A 19,581-nucleotide genomic window follows, 5' to 3' on the forward strand; every position below is an offset into this window, starting at 1 on the left:
CCCCATGTGAGAGTAGGTCATCGTCAAGATTAAATTCCGAAACCCCTCATCGCTTGCGCGGTGAGGGGTTTTGTTTTGGGCGATCGAAAAGCCCAGCGTTCATACCGGCCTTAGGGCATCTATCGCACCCCTGCAAACAGCCTTCGAGGTTACACTTCGCCCAAGAAATTCTTTGGTGAAGGAGCCGTTATGCCAGCCACATCCAATATCAGCGCCGGTTTCATGGTGGTCCATGGCAACCGACTGGATGAACTGCGCAGTCTGGTGGTCTCCTGGATGCGGCGATATCCGCTGGCACCTTTGGAAAACGAAGTCGCTCTGGTGCAAAGCAACGGGATTGCGCAATGGCTAAAGATGGCTTTGGCCGAAGATGCAATGGATGACGACCAAGGCGGCTGTGGAATCGCTGCGGCGGTCGATGTGCAGCTGCCCGGCAGTTTCATGTGGCAGCTGTATCGACTGGTGCTGGGACGCGAAGAGATCCCTTTCACCTCGCTGCTCGACAAAGCCCCACTGACTTGGCGCCTCATGCGTCTCCTTCCCGCACTCATCACCCAGCCACACTTTGAACCGCTGCGCCGATTCCTGACGGCAGACACTGACCTGCGAAAACGCTATCAGCTGTCCGAACGCCTCGCCGATCTCTTCGACCAATACCAGGTGTACCGTGCCGACTGGCTGGAAGACTGGGCCGCAGGCCGCCACCAACTGAGAAACGTCCGAGGCGAAGCCAAGCCTTTGAAACCCGAGAACTGCTGGCAAGCAGAGCTCTGGCGCGCGTTGCTGGTGGATGTCGGGGAAGAAGGCATGGCGCAAAGCCGCGCCGGCGTCCATCAACGCTTCATGGAGCGCATCAAACAGATGGCCGAGGCGCCGCCTGGGCTGCCCGCACGGGTCATCGTGTTTGGCATCTCTTCGCTACCGGCTCAAGCCCTGGAGGCTTTGGCCGGGCTGGCAACATTCAGCCAAGTCCTGCTGTGTGTGCATAACCCGTGTCGCCATCATTGGGCTGACATCGTTGCCGACAAAGACCTGCTGCGGCACGAATACAAACGACAATCGCGCAAACCCGGTATGCCGGTGGTGCTCAACCCGGACGCACTGCACCAGCATGCCCATCCGTTGCTGGCTGCCTGGGGCAAGCAGGGCCGTGACTACATCAATCTGCTCGACAGCCACGATGACCCCAACAACTACCGGTCGGCATTCAGGGATGGGCGCATCGACCTGTTCAGCGAAAGCGAGCCCCAGACGATCCTGAACCAGCTGCAGGACGACATTCTTGATCTGCGCCCGCTGAACGAAACACGCGAGCACTGGCCAGCCGTTGACCTGAAGCAAGACAGGTCGATTCGCTTTCACATCGCCCACAGTGCCCAGCGCGAAGTCGAAGTGCTGCATGATCAACTGCTCGCGCGGTTCAGCAAAGACCCGGATCTGCGCCCTCGCGACATCATCGTCATGGTCCCCGACATTGACAGCTACGCCCCGCACATCCGCGCCGTGTTCGGGCAACTGGACCGCGACGATCGACGCTTCATTCCCTTCACGTTGGCCGACCAGGGACAGCGGGGCCGCGAACCGCTGTTGATCGCGGTTGAGCACTTGCTGAAGATCCCGGACAGCCGTTTTCCGGTCAGCGAAATTCTTGACCTGCTGGACGTTCCGGCCCTCAGGGCCCGGTTCGCCATCAACGAGCGAGACCTGCCAACCCTGCATCGCTGGATTGAAGGCGCCGGTGTGCGTTGGGGGTTGAACGCACAACAGCGCGCGGGGCTTGGGCTGCCAGAGCAGCTTGAACAGAACAGCTGGCATTTCGGGCTGCGACGCATGCTGCTGGGTTACGCCGTCGGCGCCGGTGCTGCGTACGAAGGCATAGAGCCGTACGACGAAATCGGCGGTCTGGATGCCGCGCTTATTGGCCCGTTGGTGTCGCTGATTGACGCGCTGCAAGTGGCCCACAAAGAGCTGTCACAACCGGCCGAACCGCCAGTGTGGGGCAAGCGGCTGCAAGCCATCATGCAGTTGTTTTTTACCGCCGACAGTGAGCACGACGACTACCTGCTGGGCCAACTGGAAACCCTGCGCGAGACCTGGCTGGAAACCTGCGAATCGGTCGGCCTGTACGAAGAGCTGTCACTGACCGTGGTCCGTGAGGCCTGGCTGGCAGGCCTTGACCAAGGACGACTGTCCCAGCGCTTTCTGGCAGGCTCGGTCAACTTCTGCACGTTGATGCCGATGCGTGCGATACCGTTCAAAGTGGTCTGCCTGCTCGGCATGAACGACGGCGATTATCCCCGCGCGCAGCCGCCGCTGGATTTCGACTTGATGGGCAGCGACTATCGCCCTGGCGACCGCTCCCGGCGTGAAGACGACCGCTACCTGTTGCTTGAAGCGCTGCTCTCCGCGCGCGAGCAGCTGTACATCAGCTGGGTCGGCCGCAGTATTCGGGATAACTCGGAGCGCCCGGCGTCGGTGCTGATCGGGCAGTTACGCGATCACGTGTCCAACGGCTGGAGACTGGCAGACGCCGTCGAACCGGAAGATGCCAGCAAACGCGACCCAGGCCAGCAGTTGATGCACGCGCTGACCCATGAACATCCGCTGCAACCGTTCAGCGCCAAGTACTTTCACGAGAGCCCGGATTTTTTCAGCTTCGCCCGGGAGTGGCAGGTGCTGCACGAGGCCGCCGTCGCGATGCCAGAACAACCGCAGCTGACGAAACATGAGCAAGAAGAACCGCTGAACCTCATGCAGCTGCAGGATTTCCTGCGTAATCCGGTCAAACATTTTTTCAGTCAGCGGCTAAAGATCTTCTTTGAAGTGGCCCAGGCACCCCTCGCCGATGAGGAGCCTTTTGTGCTCGACGCGCTGGAGCGTTACGGCCTGACCGACAGCCTCCTGCAAGCCGCACTGACCCAACCTGATCACGTAAACGTAGCGCTTCAAAGCCAAGCCTCCCGCCTGCAGGGCAGTGGTCTGTTGCCCATGGCCGGCTTCGGCACCAGCCTGCAAACCGAACTGATGGAGCCGCTGCCCGATCTGGTTCAGCGTTATCACGCGTTGCTGACACGCTGGCCAGAGCGCCTGGACAGCGCGCTGCCGGTGACCTACCAGCATGAAGGCATCGAGCTGGACGGCTGGGTCGATGGTTTGCATCAGAACGCTGCGCGGGAATTGCTCTCAATCACTGCAATTCCGAATTCGATTGGCGGCAAGAAGACCCGCAAATGGCACCGCCTGACACGGCCGTGGGTAAACCATCTGGTGGCGTGCGCCTGCGACATGCCGTTGACCACCGCGCTGGTTGCGAGCGACGAAACCCTGCTCTTGTCGCCGCTGGAAAAAAGCCATGCCGTGCGCACGCTCGACGACTTGCTGCTTGCCTGGCAGCAGGGCATGCAAAGGCCGCTGCCCGTAGCGGTGAAGACCGCGTTCGCCTGGCTCGGCCAGACCGAACCGACAAAAGCCGAGGCCGCTGCACGCAAGGCCTACGAGGGCGACGGGCAGACCACCGACGGAGAGCGCCGGGAAAGTGCGGCATTGGCCCGACAGTTTCCGGATTTCAATGCGCTGCTCGAGAGCGAAGAGTTCGTCGGTTGGTGCGACGCGCTGTACAAACCGATTTTCGAGGCGCCATGGCAATCACTTTCCAGCGAGGAGGCCGGCGCATGAATAACCCAATCACTAAACCGTTGGCCCTGAGCTTTCCGCTCAAGGGCAGCCAACTGATCGAAGCCAGTGCAGGCACCGGCAAGACCTTCACCATTTCCGCGCTGTACTTGCGCCTGGTGCTTGGCCATGGCGGTGAGCTGTGCGGATTCGGCCGCGAATTGCTACCGCCGCAGATTCTGGTGGTGACCTTCACCGACGCCGCCACCAAAGAATTGCGTGATCGGATCCGTACCCGCCTGGCCGACGCCGCGCGCTTCTTTCGTAATGAGATCGAAGCGCCTGACGCCCTCATCGCTGACCTGCGCGATGAGTTCGACGCCGAGCAGTGGCCTGCCTGCGCGAGCCGTCTGGACATCGCCGCGCAATGGATGGACGAAGCCGCAGTGTCGACCATCCACAGTTGGTGCCAGCGCATGCTGCGTGAACATGCGTTCGACAGCGGAAGCCTGTTTACTCAAACGCTCGAAACCGATCACACCGATTTGCTGAGCGAGGTCCTGCGCGACTACTGGCGCAAGTTCTGCTACCCCATGACGGGCGACGCGCTGGACTGGGTACGCACTCATTGGGGCGGCCCGGCGGCGCTGCTGCCTCGCGTGCGCGCACTGTTCGGCAGTGATCGAGCGCCCGCGACTCAAACCCCCGCGCAGTTGATCGAGCAGTCGATTCACGAACGGCGCGAAGCCCTGAAAGAGCTGAAGTCACCCTGGGCCAATTGGGCCGCCGAGCTCCACGCGATCTGCATCGACGGCGTGCAGTGCAAAGTGGTCGATGGGCGCAAGATGCAGGAGCGCTACTTCCGGCCGTGGTTCGACAAGCTCATCGCCTGGGCCAATGACGAGGCGCAGGAGCAGCTCGATCTGGGCACCGGTTTTACGCGCCTGACCCCCGATGGCATCGCCGAAGCGTGGAAGAGCAACCCGCCCTCGCACCCGGCCTTCGAGGCGATGGTAGAGCTGAAAGTCGCCCTCGATACACTCCCCACCCCCGACGCCGCGGTGCTTGAACACGCCGCGCAGTGGGTGGGGGCGCGCTTTGAGGAAGAAAAACGCCGACGCGCCGAAATGGGTTTCGACGACATGCTGTTGCGTCTGGATGCCGCGCTCAGGGGCAGCGGGGGCGAGCGGCTCGCGACCCTGATTCGTGAGCAATTCCCTGTCGCGCTGATCGACGAATTCCAGGACACGGACCCCGTGCAGTACCGGATCTTCGACAGCATTTATCAGCTCGAACGCAGCGCTGACGACACCGGCCTGTTTTTGATCGGCGACCCGAAACAGGCGATCTACGCCTTTCGCGGTGCCGACATCTACACCTACCTGCGCGCGCGTCAGGCCACGCACGGTCGCTGGCACACGCTGGACACCAACTTCCGCTCCAGCCACGCCATGGTCGCCGCGGTGAACCACGTGTTTGCCCGTGCCGAAACCAGCGCGACCGGGCGTGGCGCGTTCTACTTTCGCGATGCCCATGCCAACCCGGTACCGTTTGTTTCGGTCGCGTCCCAGGGCCGCAAGGAGCAGTTTCAGGTGGACGGTCTGGTCGCGCCAGCGCTCAGCATCTGGCACCTGGAAAGTGATCAGCCGGTGTCAGGCACGCTGTACCGCCAGCAACTGGCCGCCAGCTGTGCGAGCGAAATATCGCGGCTGTTGAACGCAGGTCAGCAGGGCAGCGCAGGTTTTGCCAAACCCGACGAACCCCTGCGAGGCCTGGTGCCGGCGGACATCGCGATCCTGGTGCGCGACGGCAAGGAAGCGCAGGCCGTTCGCGCCGAAATGTCGGCCCGAGGCGTGCGCAGCGTTTACCTGTCCGACAAGGATTCGGTGTTCGCCGCCCAAGAGGCTCACGATCTGCTGGCCTGGCTCAAAGCCTGCGCCGAACCGGATTCAGAGCGAACGCTGCGCGCGGCTCTGGCGTGTATCACTCTGGATTTGCCGCTGGCCGAGCTTGAACTGCTCAATCAGGACGAACTGGCCTGGGAAACCCGGGTGATGCAGTTCCGGGGCTATCGCGCGATCTGGCGCACTCAGGGCGTGCTGCCGATGCTGCGACGCTTGCTACATGACTTCAAAATGCCGCAGTCGCTGATCGTGCGCAGCGATGGCGAGCGGGTGCTGACCAACCTGCTGCATCTGTCCGAGCTGATGCAGCAGGCCTCCGCCGAACTGGACGGCGAGCAAGCATTGATTCGTCATCTGAGCGAGCACCTGGCGTTGTCCGGTCAGGCGGGCGAGGAGCAAATCCTGCGCCTGGAAAGCGACGAGCAACTGGTCAAGGTGGTGACCATCCACAAGTCCAAGGGGCTGGAATATCCGCTGGTCTTTTTGCCGTTCATTTGCTCGACCAAACCGGTGGATGGCAGCCGCCTGCCGCTGCATTTTCACGACGAACACGGCCACGCGCAGATCAGCCTGAAACCCACCGCTGCGCTGATCGAACAAGCGGACGACGAACGTCTGGCAGAGGACTTGCGGCTGCTTTACGTGGCGCTGACCCGGGCGCGCCACGCTTGCTGGCTGGGGGTCGCTGACCTCAAGCGCGGCAATCAGGGCAGCTCGATCCTGCACCGTTCAGCGCTGGGCTATTTGCTCGGGGGCGGCGCTGCACTGACCGAATCCACCGGCCTGAAAAGCTGGTTGCGCGCGCTGACCGAAGACGCCCCTTCACTGAGCGTGGAACCTGTGCCTGAGCCGGCGGCGCAGATGTTTGTCCCGCCCCGCAATGACGCCGCGCTGGTCAAGTTGCGCGTGCCCCGGCGCAGCGCGAAGGAGAACTGGTGGATTGCGTCCTACAGTGCGTTGCGCATCGGCGACACCATCACCGACAGCGGCGATCAATCCCCGGACAGCCCGCAAGCGCAGAAGCTGTTTGACGATGAACGCCTGGACCCGGACGCGCCGCGCGAGGTGTCGGTCAGCGGCGCCGATATACACCGATTCCCGCGCGGACCGAACCCCGGCACCTTTCTGCACGGCTTGCTGGAATGGGCCGGCGGCGAAGGGTTCCCGAGTGTTGGCCATGATCGCGCGGCGCTGGAAAGCGCGGTGGCCAGACGCTGCAACCGACGCGGCTGGGAAGGATGGATTGTCGCCCTGACCGACTGGCTGCAGCACTTGCTCACCGTGCCGTTGCGTCTGGCCGCCGATGATCAGCCAGTGGCGTTGTGCGAACTGGATCAGCCCAACCAATACCGGGTCGAGATGGAGTTCTGGTTTGCCAGCCATAAGGTGGACGTCGCGCACATGGACGCGTTGGTCCGCCGCTACACCCACAACGGCGCACCGCGCGCTGCCGCTGAAACCCACATGCTCAACGGCATGTTCAAGGGCTTCATCGACCTGACGTTCGAGCATCAGGGCCGCTATTACGTGGCCGACTACAAATCCAACTGGCTGGGCGTGGACGACGACGCTTACACCGAGGAGGCCATGCAGGCCGCCATCCTCGACAACCGCTATGACCTGCAATACGTGTTGTACCTGCTTGCGCTGCATCGTCAGCTCAAGGCGCGTCTGGCCGATTACGACTACGACCGGCACATGGGCGGCGCCCTGTATCTGTTCGTTCGCGGTAGCCGGGCGCCGAGTCAGGGCGCCTGGTTTACACGTCCGCCGCGAGCGCTGATCGAAGGCCTGGACCTGCTGTTTCAAGGCCGCTCGCCCGTTCAGGAAAACGTATTGTCAGGAGACTTCGCATGAGCCGTTCCTTTGCCCACCTGATGCCCACGACGCTGGACGCGCAAAGCCTCGCCGACCTGAAACCGCTGACCGACGTAAACGACCTGCTGCTGTTGCTGGCGCGCTGGGTTGAGCGTGGCTGGTTGCGCGCGCTCGATAAGGCGTTCGTGGCGTTTCTCAGCGAGCTCGACCCCCAGGCAGACCCCTTGGTGTTGCTGGCAGCGGCATTGACCAGTCACCAACTAGGCCACGGACACGTGTGCCTTGACCTGTACGAAACCCTTAAAGAACCCGATTTCGCCCTGTCGCTGCCGCCCGAAGGGGACGCCCAGACCGGGCCGATGCTGCTGCCCTCGCAGTTACTGGTCGCGCTCAACGGTGCCGAATGGTGCCAGGCACTGGCAGACAGCACCTTGGTCGCTCAGGCCGGGGACACCCGCGAGGCGGCGGCGAGCAAGCCGTTGGTGATGTCGGATCGGCGCCTGTACTTGCGCCGTTATTGGACCTACGAGCGGCGGATCGATGCGGCGTTGCGCCTGCGTTTGAGCCAGATTGAACCGGCGCCGACAGATTTGACGCAGCGCCTTGATGCGTTGTTTGGCCCTGCCGACTCATCGCCGGGTGCGCTGATCGACTGGCAAAAACTCGCCTGCGCCATCGCCACACGCGGCGCATTCAGCATCATCACTGGCGGGCCCGGCACCGGGAAAACTACCACCGTCGTGCGCCTGTTGGCATTGCTGCAGTCGCCCGCCGTGGAGCAGGGCAAGCCGTTGCGTATCCGGCTCGCAGCCCCCACTGGCAAGGCGGCCGCGCGCCTGACCGAATCCATCAGCCATCAGGTGCAGTCGCTGGAAGTGCCGGAGGCCGTGCGGCAAAAAATCCCCAGCGACGTCACCACCGTGCACCGCCTATTGGGCAGCCGCCCCGGCACGCGCCACTTCCGTCATCACGCGGGCAACCCCCTGCCGCTGGACGTGCTGGTGGTGGACGAAGCCTCAATGATCGACCTGGAAATGATGGCTAACCTGCTGGACGCACTGCCGCCCCATGCGCGCATGATTCTGCTGGGCGACAAGGATCAGCTGGCCTCGGTGGAAGCCGGGGCGGTGCTCGGGGATTTGTGTCGCGACGCCGAAGCGGGTCTGTACAGCCCTGGGACCCAGACGTGGCTGGAGTCGGTCAGTGGCGAAGACTTGAGTCGCAGCGGCCTGACGCCCGGCAGCGACGCGCAATATCCGTTGGCGCAACAAGTGGTGATGCTGCGCCACTCCCGTCGCTTCGTGCAGGGCAGCGGCATTGGTCAGCTGGCCAAGTTGGTCAACCAGCAACAGGATCAACAGGCGCGCGCGCTGCTGGCGGGCGGGGCCTATCAGGATCTGTTTTCCCTGGCGCTCAAGGGTGAACACGATCGGGCGTTCAGCCGCTTGTTGCTCGACGGCCATGGCGGCGGCCCGCAGGGTTACCGGCATTACCTCGGTGTGCTCGCGGCGCAGCGTCCGGATGCCCAGGCACCGATTGAGGACCCGCGCTGGACCGAATGGGCGCGTGCGGTCTTGGGCGCCTTCGACGAGTTCCAGCTGCTGTGCGCGGTGCGCAAAGGGCCGTGGGGCGTGGAAGGTCTGAATCAGCGCATCACGCGGACGCTGTCCGATGCCAGCCTGATCGAAAGCGATCAGCAGTGGTACGAAGGGCGCCCGGTATTGATGACCCGCAACGATTACGGGCTGGGCTTGATGAACGGCGACATCGGCATCGCCTTGCGCATGCCGGAAGGTGCTCCGCAAGAACAGCGTCAGGCCTTGCGTGTGGCGTTCCCGCGCAACGATGGCAATGGCGGCGTGCGGTTTGTGCTGCCAAGCCGGTTGAATGATGTGGAGACCGTGTACGCGATGACGGTGCACAAATCGCAGGGTTCGGAGTTCGCGCACACGGCGCTGATTCTGCCGGAAGCGCTGAACCCGGTGCTGACCAAGGAGCTGATCTACACCGGCATTACCCGGGCGAAAAACTGGTTCAGCCTGATCGAGCCCCGGCAGGGCGTGTTTGAAGAAGCGCTGCGGCGCAAGGTCAAGCGGCTGAGTGGGTTGATGTTGGATTTGTGACGTCCGCAAGCCTCGCTCCAACAAGGCGGGTGGCGGTGAAATCAAACCCCCATAAACTGCTTGATCCGCTCCCCGCTCTGGGTCGCGCGAATGGTGGCGGGTGGGGCATCGAGTTGCACCACGCCGTTCTCCATGAAGATCACCCGGTCAGAAATCGACATCGCGAAATCCATCTCATGGGTCACGATTAGCATGGTCATGCCTTCTTTGGCCAGGTCGCCGATGACCTTCAGCACGTCACCCACCAATTCCGGGTCCAGCGCCGAGGTTGGCTCGTCGAACAGCATGATCTGCGGGTCCATCGCCAGCGCCCGGGCGATGGCTACCCGTTGCTGCTGGCCGCCCGACAACTGATGCGGGTATTTCAGCGCGTGGGCCAGCAGCCCGACCTTGTCCAGCAGGGCGTAAGCGCGTTGTTCGCTGATGGCTTTGTCGCGGCCGTGATAGCGCGGGGCAAGGGTGACGTTGTCGAGGATGGTGCGGTGCGGGAACAGGTTGAAGTTCTGGAACACCATGCCGATGCGCTGCACGCCTCGACGGATCTGCGGTGCATTAGGGTTGTCGCCCGCGTGAATGAAGCCTTCCCCGAAGAGAATGATCTCGCCCTTGTCGATGCTTTCCAGGCTGTTGATCGTACGAATCAGCGAGGTCTTGCCCGACCCGGACGGGCCGATGATGGAGATCACCTGTCCGACGCTCACGTCCAGGGTGATGCCCTTGAGCACCTCATGCTGGCCGTAGCTTTTATGAATGTTCACCAGCTGCAAAGCCGGCGCCGAGCCAGGGCCGGATACGGCGTGTCTGGCGGCAGACGGTTGCGCCACCAGCGTCGCGCGCAGGCGTTGCAGGCTCGCATCATCGAGGGTCTGCGGCTTACGGTTGTTCAGTTCCAGGTGCTGTTCGAGCCAGTGGAACAGCCAGCCGAACACCGTGACGATCAACACGTAATACACCGCGACTGCCGACAGGGTTTCCATCACCAGAAAGTTCTGCGCGTACAGGCGTTGGCCCACGGTCAGCAGTTCGGTCAGGGAAATCACCGACACCAGTGAGGTGAGTTTCACCACCGTGATGTATTCGTTGATCAGCGTGGGCAGAGAAATCCGAAATGCCTGTGGGATCACGATCAAACGCTGCATGCCGATCAGCCCGACGCCCAAGGCGCGGCCGGCTTCTTTCTGACCCTTGGCCACTGAAATCAAGCCGCCACGGTGGATTTCTGCCATGTACGCTGCTTCGGTGACGACGAGCGCCAGCAGGCCGGAGTAGAACGGGTTGGACAACACGTCCCGGGTGATCGGAAACATCTGCGGCAGGTTGTAGACGAACACCACCAGCACCAACAGCGGGACGCTACGGAAAAACCAGATATAAATCGACGCCGGGACGCTGATCCAGCGGCTGGTCGAGAGCTTGGCCGAGGCCAGCAGGAAACCCAGCAGCATCCCGATGAACCAGCCCAGCGCGCTGAGCTCGATGACCGTGATGCACGATTCCCAGAAGTCCGAGACCGAAAACAGAGAAAAAAAGTAGGACCATTCGAATTGCATGTACACCTCAAGCAGCAAAAACCTTGTAGGAGCGCGCTTGCCCGCGAAAGGTGTTACAGACGACAGAGATATATCGAATGTACCAATGTCATCGCGGGCAAGCGCGCTCCTACAGAAGAACTCAACGCATCAGTTAGCCGGTTCTTCCAGGTTGTATTTCTTCAACAGCGCCGCGTACTCACCGGACTTCTTGGTCTCGTCGAAGGCCTTGAGCAGCGCCTGATACAGCTCGTCGTTACCCTTCTTCACGTAGATGCCCAAGGTCTGCTGATAAATCGAATGCTCGGTGCTGACCACCACGCGGCCTTTGGTGCGTTCGGCGATCATGCCGGCGGCGCCGTCGATTTCTACCTGGGCCTGGACGTTGCCCGACAGCAGCGCCTGCGTCACTTCAGGCGCAGACGGGAATTCGCTGACCGAAATCGCGCCCTTGTTGTTCGGGACGCAGTAATCGGTAGAAAGCTTGTTGAACTGGGCCACCCACGTGGTGCCTTTTTCGAGCCCGACTTTCAGGCCGCACAGGTCTTCCGGCACCTTGGGTTTGAGCGGGCTGTCCTTGAGGACCATGATCGCCGCACCGGTCTTGGCGTACGCGATGGTCTGCGCCTGGGTCTGGCGCTCGGGGGTGATGTACATGCCCGAGATGATCGCGTCATAGTGACCGGCATTCAGGCTGAGAATCAGGCTGGAAAACTTGGTGTCGATGAACTCAGGTTTGAGGTCCATGTGCTTGGCGAGCAGGCGGGACAGGTCAGGATCGGAACCCACCACGTTTTTCTTTTCATCGTAGGACTCGAACGGCGGGTAGGTGATTTCCATTCCGACCTTGAACTGGCCCGGCGTTACAGTCGAAGCGGCGTGGGCCACGGTGGCGCCCAGGACGGCAGCAGCAAGCACGGTCAAGCGGACAACTGAGTTCATTTTGTTGCGCATCGTCGATGACTCCACGTCAGTAAGGTAGGGCACGGCTGGTGTTGAGGCGTTGTCGTTTGAACGGCATCAAGACGCGTCCTGCGTCTGGTTTTTCAAGTGGCCGAAGCTCGAAGGCTTGCGCGCCTTTTCGTACAGCTTGATTTCGCCGGCTTCGACCTTGCGCCGCAGGTACTGGTAGGTCTGCAAGGCTTGGCCGAACATGTGTTCGCCGATGGTGATCTCTTCGTAATCCTTGCCGGCCTGCGCGAATTGCGGCAGCGGCTTAATCTGGGTGTGGAAGTCGCAGGCGTAAAACAGCGGGAAGGAATACCGCTCCTCGCTGACCGTGCGCACCCGATGGGCTGTAGCAACGAACGTACCAGCCGTCATCACCTCCAGCATGTCGCCAATGTTGACCACGAACGCGCCTTCCACGGGCGGCGCATCGATCCATTGGCCCTGATCGTTCATCACCTCAAGGCCCGGTTTGTCGGCGAGCAACATGGTGAAGCACTCGTAATCGGTGTGCGCACCAATACCGGGCGCATCCTGCGCTTCGCCATCGAAGGGGTAATGAATCAGCCGCAGTTTGGAGGGGGGGCGGGTGACCAGTGCCTCGAAATAGCCCTCTTCCAGGCCCAACGCCAGTGCAAAGCCATCGAACAACCGGCGACCCAGCGCAAATACCGCCGCGTAATAGGCTTCCACGGCCGCGCGAAAACCCGGCAGATCGGGCCACTCGTTGGCGCCGATCAGCGGCGTCCTGGCGATCACCAACGGGTCTTCATCACCCACCTCAAACCCGATATCGAACGCTTCTTTGTGGTCCGGCTTGCCCTTGGCGTAAACCTCTTCGCCCTCCGGCACAAAACCTTTGTGGCTGCGCGAAGTGCCGATGTAGTGCTGCATCTTGTAGTCGAGCGACTGGGCGAACAGGTCCTTCGCGGCCTGGCGCAGTCCGTCGATCAGCGCCGGGTCGATGCCGTGATTTTTCACGTACAGAAACCCGACTTCACGGGCGGCCTTGCCCAGCTCATCGGCCACGGCGTGGCGCTGGCCGATGTCGGCGCTGAACAGCCCGGCGATGTCGACCACGGGGATACTGTTGAAGTTGGCGACACCGGCAGCCTTGGCTTGGATGTGATCAGGCATGACGAAACGCTCCTTATCGGCTTGTTGTATGGGTGAAGCGTTGAAAATGTTCGCGCTGGGCCTTGGCCATCCACACGTTCAGCGACCACAGATCGGCCACCGGCACGTTGGTGAAGGGCAGGTGATGCAGATAGCCGTCGGCGCCGAATTCCGGGGTCAGGGTGCTGACCTGATAGCCGCTTTTTTCCTGCGCGCGCCAGATCGCCTCCCAATGCTGCTGATGGAAGGCGAGTTCCCTGGCGTACTCAGGCGCGGCGGGGTGGGGGACTTGCGGCCCCTGGTCGTAACCGACTCGGGCCTGAATGTGATGGACACGCTCGACGAAGGCACTCAGGTCATCTTCGGGATCATTGAGCAAGCGCTCGCAGGTGACGATCCAGTGGCTCATGTCGCTGGTGAAGCGCAGGTCCGGCAACTGACGAATCAATTCCAGTGTCACCCACGGATTGAAAAGCGAACGGGCGCGGTGGGTTTCGAACGTACACATCTGGCCGTGCTTGCGGGCGACTTCCATGGCGCGGCCGAAGAAGTCCACTTGTTGCGCCAGCTGCCAGCGGTCATTGCCGGCCAGCAGGTTGACGAAGCGCGGCGTCAGCTCGGCCGCCCAGCCCAGCTTTTTATCCAGGTCCGTCAGGTGTTCGTCCACCGTCGCCGATTGCTCGGGCAACACGTCGTAAGCGGTGAAGACGGTGCTGATGTAGCCAACGTCATTGGCGCGAAGAAACGCTGCGAATTCGGCGCGTTCACTGGCGGCCAGTGGCAGGCGCGCTTCAATGCCTTCAAACCCGGCCTCGCGCAACTCCTCCAGTGCCTGCGCCTTGCTAGCGGTGTAGCCCCATAACGTGCGGAAAATTTCCAGCTTCATTGATCGACCCCAAAGATGACGGTGGACAGCTGACGCAGCACCGCTCAGGCGCAAACCGGAACGGGCAAACATGGCAGTGACTCACTGAAAAAAAACGTAATCTTCGGGCCATGTCTCTTACTGGACGGGCGCCTTTATTGGCGCCGATCTTAGGGGCGGCCGATGAGGGGAAAGAATAGATATCCTCAAATGCATAGTTCAGAGATTTCTAAACTATTTGAAAATGTTTCCGAAAGTGCTCTGCCGCTTGCTGGCGCGAAGGTATCATCGCGTTCAGAACCTTTTATCTGCCTCTATTCAAGCGTCACCCGAACCGCGTGCCAGAGCCCTGGAACGCGGCTCCAGAATAAGCGCCCCTTTTAAAAGCCCTGCGGCTATGTCTCGCCGGGCATGCAACTTGAAAAAACTACCGACACCGCTGTGGACCCGCATCGCTTGAGTGATGAACAGCGGTTACCCGTGATGAATGCCAGAGGTTTGCAATGCAAAAACTACTGATCAATGGTCAGGACCACGACGTGGATGTCTCCGACGACATGCCGCTGTTGTGGGTCCTGCGCGATGTGCTGGGCATGACCGGCACCAAATATGGCTGCGGTATCGCTCAATGCGGCGTCTGCACCGTGCACCTGGACGGTCAGGCCGTGCGCTCGTGTGTGTTGCCGGTCAGCGCGGTCGCGGGACGCAAAATCACCACCATTGAGGCCATCGCTCAGTTGCCGGTCGGGCAGGAAGTGCAGAAAGCCTGGCTTGATCATGAAGTCGTGCAGTGCGGTTACTGCCAGCCGGGCCAGATCATGTCGGCCGTGGCACTTCTGCAGGCTCACCCGGACGCCAATGACGAACAGATCACCACCGCGATGGCGGGGAATCTGTGCCGCTGCGCGACGTACACGCGTATTCGTGCGGCGATCAAAAGCGTCAGCAAGGCCTGAGGAAGTGACCATGACAGATAACAAACGATCGACTGCAACGGTCTCCCGACGCGGCTTGCTCAAGGGCAGCGCGCTGTCGTTGGGCGGCTTGATGGTCAGCGCCTGGCTGCCGCCGCTGGTCACGCGCAGCTTCGCCGCCGAGGCCGTGAGTGGCGCACGTTTGGGCGACGCCGCCTCGCTGGGCTTCGGTGCCTTCGTGCGCGTGGGCCTGGACGGCCGCGTGACGCTGATCTCGCCAAAAATCGAAATGGGCCAGGGCGTCCAGACCGGCATCGCGATGATGGTGGCCGAAGAGCTGGAAGTGCCGTTGAGTCAGGTCAGTATCGAGGAAGCGCCGCCCAACGCCGACCTCTACACCGACAACGTGCTGCAATTTCAGGCCACCGGCGGCTCGTCCTCGACGCGTTACGCCTGGGAACCGTTGCGCCGTGCAGGCGCCACTGCCCGCGTGATGCTGATCCAGGCGGCAGCCCTGCGCTGGAAAGTCGCCCCGAGCCAGTGCCACGCCGAAGCCGGTCAGGTGCTGGGCCCCAACGGACAGAAAGCCGGTTACGGTGAACTGGTCGCCGCCGCCTCGGCACTGCCTGAACCGAAGGACGTGGCGCTCAAGGCCGTCGCCGATTTCAAGCTGCTCGGCACGCCGGCCCCCCGGCTGGACACCCCGAACAAGGTCAACGGTTCGGCAGTGTTCACCATCGACCTGAAAATCCCCGACATGCTCATTGCGTCTTCGCTGACCTGCCCGGTTTTCGGCGGCAAGCTGCGCAGCGTCAAGGACGAAGCTGCCCGCAAAGTGCCGGGCGTTCGCGACGTGGTCCGTCTGGACAATGCGGTAGCGGTTACTGGCACCAACTTCTGGGCGTGCCAGCAGGCGCTTAAAGCGTTGGAAATCGAGTGGGACCTGGGCCCTCACGCCAACATCGATTCGGCGCAACTGGACAAGGCGTTGATGGATGCCAGTTCCAAAGACGGCGTCTTCGCCAAGCAGACCGGCGACATCGCCACTGCGTTGAAGAACGCGCCGAGCCATTTTGAAGCGGTTTATGAACAACCGTTTCTGTCGCACTCGCCGCTGGAACCCATGACCTGCGTGGCCCATGTCCGCCCCGACATGTGTGAGCTGTGGGTAGGCTGCCAGGCGCCGGGCTTTGCGCAGTTGGGTGCGGCGAAGGTCTGTGGCATGCCGGTGGAAAAAGTCGTGATCCACAACCAGCTCATCGGCGGTGGCTTTGGCCGTCGTCTGGAATCGGATTTCATTTTTCAGGCCGTGGACATCGCCCGCCAGCTCAGCTACCCGATCAAGCTGATCTGGAGCCGCGAAGAGGACATGACCCACGACAAATACCGTCCGCATTACGTGGACCGGCTCAATGCCGCGCTGGACAAGGACCTGCGTCCGGTGGGCTGGGAGCACCGCATCGCCGGCGCTTCGGTCGTGGCCGCCTACATCGGCAAGCTGCCTGACAGCGGCGTGGACGGCGATGCCGTCGAAGTGGCGATTGATCCGATCTACACACTCGACAGCCTGCAAGTGCGCTACATCCGCCAGGACCCGGACGTGATTCCGGTTTCCTGGTGGCGTGGGGTAGGGCCGCTGCGCAGCACCTACGCGGTCGAGTGCTTCATCGATGAGCTGGCGCACAACGCCAAGGCCGATCCGGTCGAGTATCGCCTGGGCCTGATGCAGGCGCAGCCACGTGCGCAAGCCGTGTTGAAAAAGGCCGCAGAACTGGCCGACTGGAAAACCCCGCTGCCCAAAGGTCAGGGCCGTGGCGTGGCAGTCAGCTCGGTGTTCGGCAGCTTTGTGGCCACCATCGTCGAGCTGGAAATGCACGGCGAGAAGGGCTTTCAGATCAAGCGCCTGATCACCGTCATCGACTGCGGCTTCGCCAACAACCCGACCTCGGTCGCCTCGCAAATGGAGGGCGGCACCCTGTTCGGGCTGTCGGCGGCACTGTTCAACGAAATTCTTATCGAGAAGGGCCAGGTGGTGCAGAACAACTTCCACGCCTATCGCCAGATCCGCATGAGCGACGCGCCGTCGGTGGAGGTGCACCTGATGCCCAGCGTCGAAACACCGGGTGGCGTGGGCGAAACGGGCGCGGTGCCTGCCGCTGCTGCGCTGGTCAATGCGTTGTACGCCGCGTCAAACGTGCGTGAACGTCGTCTGCCACTGAGCCGTGTCGGCTATTTCACTGTTTGAGGAGCGCATTATGAAAACGTTTAACATTGCGCTCGCGCTGGTGAGTGCCGCTTTTGCCCTGTCGGTCCAGGCCGCCGATCCCGTGCTGATCAGCAAAGGCGAGTACCTGACCCGCGCCGCCGACTGCGTCGCCTGTCACCTGGCGCCAGGCGGCAAACCGTTTGCCGGTGGCCTGTCGTTCAAGCTGCCATTCGGCACGATCTACTCGCCCAACATCACCCCGGACAAAGAGACCGGCATCGGCAACTGGACCGATGATGATTTTGTCAGCGCCCTGCAAAAAGGCGTCGGCAAGGACGGCAAGCACTACTACCCGGCCTTCCCGTACACGTCCTACACGTTGATGTCCCGCGAAGACATTCTGGCGATCAAGGCCTACCTGTTCAGCCTGGAGCCAATCAGCCAGAAGCCGCCCGAGAACGACCTGTCGTTCCCGTTCAACCAGCGCTGGGGCATGTTTTTCTGGAACGCGATGTTCGCCTCCAATGAACGCTTCGTGCCGGACGACAAGAAATCGGCGGAATGGAACCGTGGGGCGTACCTGGTGCAAGGGCCGGGTCACTGTGGCGAATGCCATACCCCGCGCAACATCTTCCAGGCCATGAGCAAGGGCAATTCCCTGGCCGGTGGCGAGCTGGGCAACTGGCGCGCGTACAACATCAGTTCGGATAACCAGTACGGGATCGGCGCCTGGCCGGAAGCATCGCTGGTCAGCTACCTGAGCCAGGGTTACGCACCGGGTTACGGCGGGGCGGGCGGCCCGATGGCTGACGCCGTCGAGCACAGCCTGCAATACCTTGAGCCGGCGGACCTGAAAGCCATTGCCGTTTACCTCAAGTCGACGCCGGCTCGCAGCGAAGGTGTTGCGCGGCCTGCGGCCAAGGTCAACGATCAGGCCGCCAACGGTTTGGGGCACAAGATCTTTGCTGAAGCCTGTGCGGCCTGCCATCGTCTGGACGGCACCGGCAACCAGTCGCCGGCCGGGATGTTAATGGGGCTCAAGACGGTCAACGACCCGGCGGGCACCAACGTGGTCGCCACGCTGCTGGAAGGGCATACGCGAGCGGCGGCACGCGTTGACCAGCGCATGCCGGACTTCGCTCGCGCTTACAGCGACACCGAGCTCGCTGCGGTCAGCACCTTTGTGCTGCGTCGTTTCGGGCAGAGCAACGGTGAAGTCAAAGCGGCCGACGTTACGAAAAACCGGGAAAACGCGTTGCATTGATCGGGTGCGGCCCCGATAACGGGGCCGCCTCCTTCCTGTAGGAGCGCGCTTGCCCGCGAATGCGGTGTGTCTGTGCCGGAGAAGGTGACTGACCCACTGCTATCGCGGGCAAGCGCGCTCCTACAAGTTGTGGACGAGCCTGGAAATCGAACTCAATCCAAAAAACCCATCCCCCTCGTTCCCCCCAACAAAAACGCCTTGTTCTGCTCGGCCGTCTCCCGGATGTAATCCCACAGCAACGTAATCCGTTTCAACTTGCGCAAATCCTCCCGGCAATACATCCAGAACTGTCGCGTGATGTTCACTTCCTGTTCCAGCACCGGCAGCAACCTCGCATCCTGTGCTGCCAGAAAGCACGGCAGTATCGCCAGCGCTCGTCCCTGCAACGCCGCCACGTACTGCGCGATCACGCTGGTGCTGCGCAGATTCGCGTGGGCGCCGGGCAGCAGGTTGCTCAGGTACAGCAGCTCCGAGCTGAACGCCAGGTCGTCGACGTAACTGATAAAAGGCTGATCGGCCAGGTCGTCTACAGCATTGATCGGCCCGTGGTTGTCCAGAAAGGACTGGGTGGCGTACAGCCGCAAGCTGTAGTCGCACAGTTTGCAGCACACGTAGGGCCCGTGCTCCGGACGCTCCAGGGCGATGACGATGTCCGCCTCGCGCTTGGACAGGCTGATGAAGTGCGGCAGGGGCAGGATGTCCACCGAGATAGCCGGATAGGCGTCAGTGAACCGGCTCAGTTGCGGGGTGATGAAAAAGCTGCCGAACCCCTCGGTGCACCCCATGCGCACATGCCCCGACAATGCAACGCCCGACCCGGACACCTGCTCGCAGGCCATGTGCAGCGTGCTTTCGATGGACTCGGCCGACCCCAGCAGACGCTGGCCTTCAGCGGTAAGGATGAAGCCGTTATTGCGCGACTTTTCGAACAGCAACGTACCCAGCGAGGTTTCCAGCGAATTGATCCGGCGCGACACGGTGGTGTAATCGACCGACAGGCGTTTGGCTGCCGTGCTGGCCTTGCGGGTGCGGGCGACCTCCAGGAAAAACTTCAAATCGTCCCAGTTCAGAGCACCCAGGGACGTGATGTTTTTTTGCATGTTGAACCTGCTTTTATGTGCGTTTTTATTAGAAGTTTGCACATCTATACTCCAATGCGCCCAGTGATACGACCGCCATGTAGGAGCGCGCTTGCCCGCGAATTGCGTCGTGTCAGATGCCTTCTTCGGCACTGATGTACCGCAATCGCGGGCAAGCGCGCTCCTACACGTGAGGCGAGAAC

At 61.8% G+C, this 19,581-nt stretch carries 11 protein-coding genes; 6 read left to right on the plus strand and 5 right to left on the minus strand.

Features of this window, described 5'->3' with window-relative positions; genetic code table 11:
• The first annotated feature begins 189 nt into the window (after window positions 1-189).
• Genes recC through recD form a run of 3 tightly spaced genes read left to right on the plus strand, consistent with a single transcriptional unit; the run spans window position 190 to window position 9,457 of the window.
• Window positions 190-3,675: an exodeoxyribonuclease V subunit gamma gene (gene recC, locus ABQX22_RS15725; protein WP_349800781.1), complete on the plus strand. Its 3,486-nt coding sequence runs from the start codon at window positions 190-192 to the stop codon at window positions 3,673-3,675.
• Complete coding sequence (gene recB, locus ABQX22_RS15730) at window positions 3,672-7,373, plus strand: exodeoxyribonuclease V subunit beta (protein ID WP_349800782.1); 3,702 nt, start codon at window positions 3,672-3,674, stop codon at window positions 7,371-7,373. The genes recC and recB overlap by 4 nt, the downstream gene beginning before the upstream one ends.
• Window positions 7,370-9,457, plus strand: coding sequence for an exodeoxyribonuclease V subunit alpha (gene recD / locus ABQX22_RS15735; protein WP_349800783.1), 2,088 nt, complete (start codon window positions 7,370-7,372; stop codon window positions 9,455-9,457). The genes recB and recD overlap by 4 nt, the downstream gene beginning before the upstream one ends.
• 41 nt (window positions 9,458-9,498) lie before the next feature.
• On the opposite strand, the gene ABQX22_RS15740 is transcribed toward recD, so the two are convergent.
• From ABQX22_RS15740 to ABQX22_RS15755, 4 genes are all read right to left on the minus strand, one after another.
• Window positions 9,499-11,007 (minus strand): amino acid ABC transporter permease/ATP-binding protein, encoded by a 1,509-nt coding sequence (locus ABQX22_RS15740; RefSeq protein ID WP_349800784.1) that lies wholly within the window; start codon window positions 11,005-11,007, stop codon window positions 9,499-9,501.
• Between the two features lie 129 nt (window positions 11,008-11,136).
• Window positions 11,137-11,928 (minus strand): ABC transporter substrate-binding protein, encoded by a 792-nt coding sequence (locus ABQX22_RS15745; RefSeq protein WP_349800785.1) that lies wholly within the window; start codon window positions 11,926-11,928, stop codon window positions 11,137-11,139.
• 78 nt (window positions 11,929-12,006) lie between these two features.
• On the minus strand, window positions 12,007-13,071 hold the full coding sequence (locus tag ABQX22_RS15750; protein ID WP_349800786.1) for an isopenicillin N synthase family dioxygenase: 1,065 nt from the start codon (window positions 13,069-13,071) through the stop codon (window positions 12,007-12,009).
• 13 nt (window positions 13,072-13,084) lie between these two features.
• Window positions 13,085-13,936, minus strand: a complete 852-nt coding sequence (locus ABQX22_RS15755; RefSeq protein ID WP_349800787.1) for a sugar phosphate isomerase/epimerase family protein — start codon at window positions 13,934-13,936, stop codon at window positions 13,085-13,087.
• A gap of 482 nt (window positions 13,937-14,418) precedes the next feature.
• Between ABQX22_RS15755 and ABQX22_RS15760 the strand changes: the two genes are divergently transcribed.
• The 3 genes from ABQX22_RS15760 to ABQX22_RS15770 are packed head-to-tail and all read left to right on the plus strand — an operon-like array spanning window position 14,419 to window position 18,299.
• Window positions 14,419-14,871 (plus strand): (2Fe-2S)-binding protein, encoded by a 453-nt coding sequence (locus ABQX22_RS15760; protein ID WP_349800788.1) that lies wholly within the window; start codon window positions 14,419-14,421, stop codon window positions 14,869-14,871.
• Between the two features lie 10 nt (window positions 14,872-14,881).
• The gene (locus ABQX22_RS15765) at window positions 14,882-17,074 is read left to right on the plus strand and encodes a xanthine dehydrogenase family protein molybdopterin-binding subunit (protein ID WP_349800789.1); all 2,193 of its coding nucleotides are present in this window, start codon (window positions 14,882-14,884) and stop codon (window positions 17,072-17,074) included.
• Between the two features lie 10 nt (window positions 17,075-17,084).
• Window positions 17,085-18,299, plus strand: coding sequence for a cytochrome c (locus ABQX22_RS15770; RefSeq protein WP_349800790.1), 1,215 nt, complete (start codon window positions 17,085-17,087; stop codon window positions 18,297-18,299).
• Window positions 18,300-18,451: 152 nt separating this feature from the next.
• Here ABQX22_RS15770 and ABQX22_RS15775 read toward each other — a convergent pair whose 3' ends face one another.
• Window positions 18,452-19,399 (minus strand): LysR family transcriptional regulator, encoded by a 948-nt coding sequence (locus ABQX22_RS15775; RefSeq protein WP_349800791.1) that lies wholly within the window; start codon window positions 19,397-19,399, stop codon window positions 18,452-18,454.
• Window positions 19,400-19,581: the final 182 nt, after the last annotated feature.

Source organism: Xanthomonas sp. WHRI 1810A, from assembly GCF_040202885.1.
Taxonomy (GTDB): domain Bacteria; phylum Pseudomonadota; class Gammaproteobacteria; order Pseudomonadales; family Pseudomonadaceae; genus Aquipseudomonas.

Coding starts and splice junctions, on each gene's coding strand:
- ABQX22_RS15760 (WP_349800788.1), top strand. CDS start 14,419: ATGCAAAAACTACTGATCAATGGTCAGGACCACGACGTGGATGTCTCC.
- ABQX22_RS15775 (WP_349800791.1), bottom strand. CDS start 19,399: ATGCAAAAAAACATCACGTCCCTGGGTGCTCTGAACTGGGACGATTTG.
- ABQX22_RS15770 (WP_349800790.1), top strand. CDS start 17,085: ATGAAAACGTTTAACATTGCGCTCGCGCTGGTGAGTGCCGCTTTTGCC.
- ABQX22_RS15740 (WP_349800784.1), bottom strand. CDS start 11,007: ATGCAATTCGAATGGTCCTACTTTTTTTCTCTGTTTTCGGTCTCGGAC.
- ABQX22_RS15750 (WP_349800786.1), bottom strand. CDS start 13,071: ATGCCTGATCACATCCAAGCCAAGGCTGCCGGTGTCGCCAACTTCAAC.
- ABQX22_RS15745 (WP_349800785.1), bottom strand. CDS start 11,928: ATGAACTCAGTTGTCCGCTTGACCGTGCTTGCTGCTGCCGTCCTGGGC.
- ABQX22_RS15765 (WP_349800789.1), top strand. CDS start 14,882: ATGACAGATAACAAACGATCGACTGCAACGGTCTCCCGACGCGGCTTG.
- recD (WP_349800783.1), top strand. CDS start 7,370: ATGAGCCGTTCCTTTGCCCACCTGATGCCCACGACGCTGGACGCGCAA.
- recC (WP_349800781.1), top strand. CDS start 190: ATGCCAGCCACATCCAATATCAGCGCCGGTTTCATGGTGGTCCATGGC.
- recB (WP_349800782.1), top strand. CDS start 3,672: ATGAATAACCCAATCACTAAACCGTTGGCCCTGAGCTTTCCGCTCAAG.
- ABQX22_RS15755 (WP_349800787.1), bottom strand. CDS start 13,936: ATGAAGCTGGAAATTTTCCGCACGTTATGGGGCTACACCGCTAGCAAG.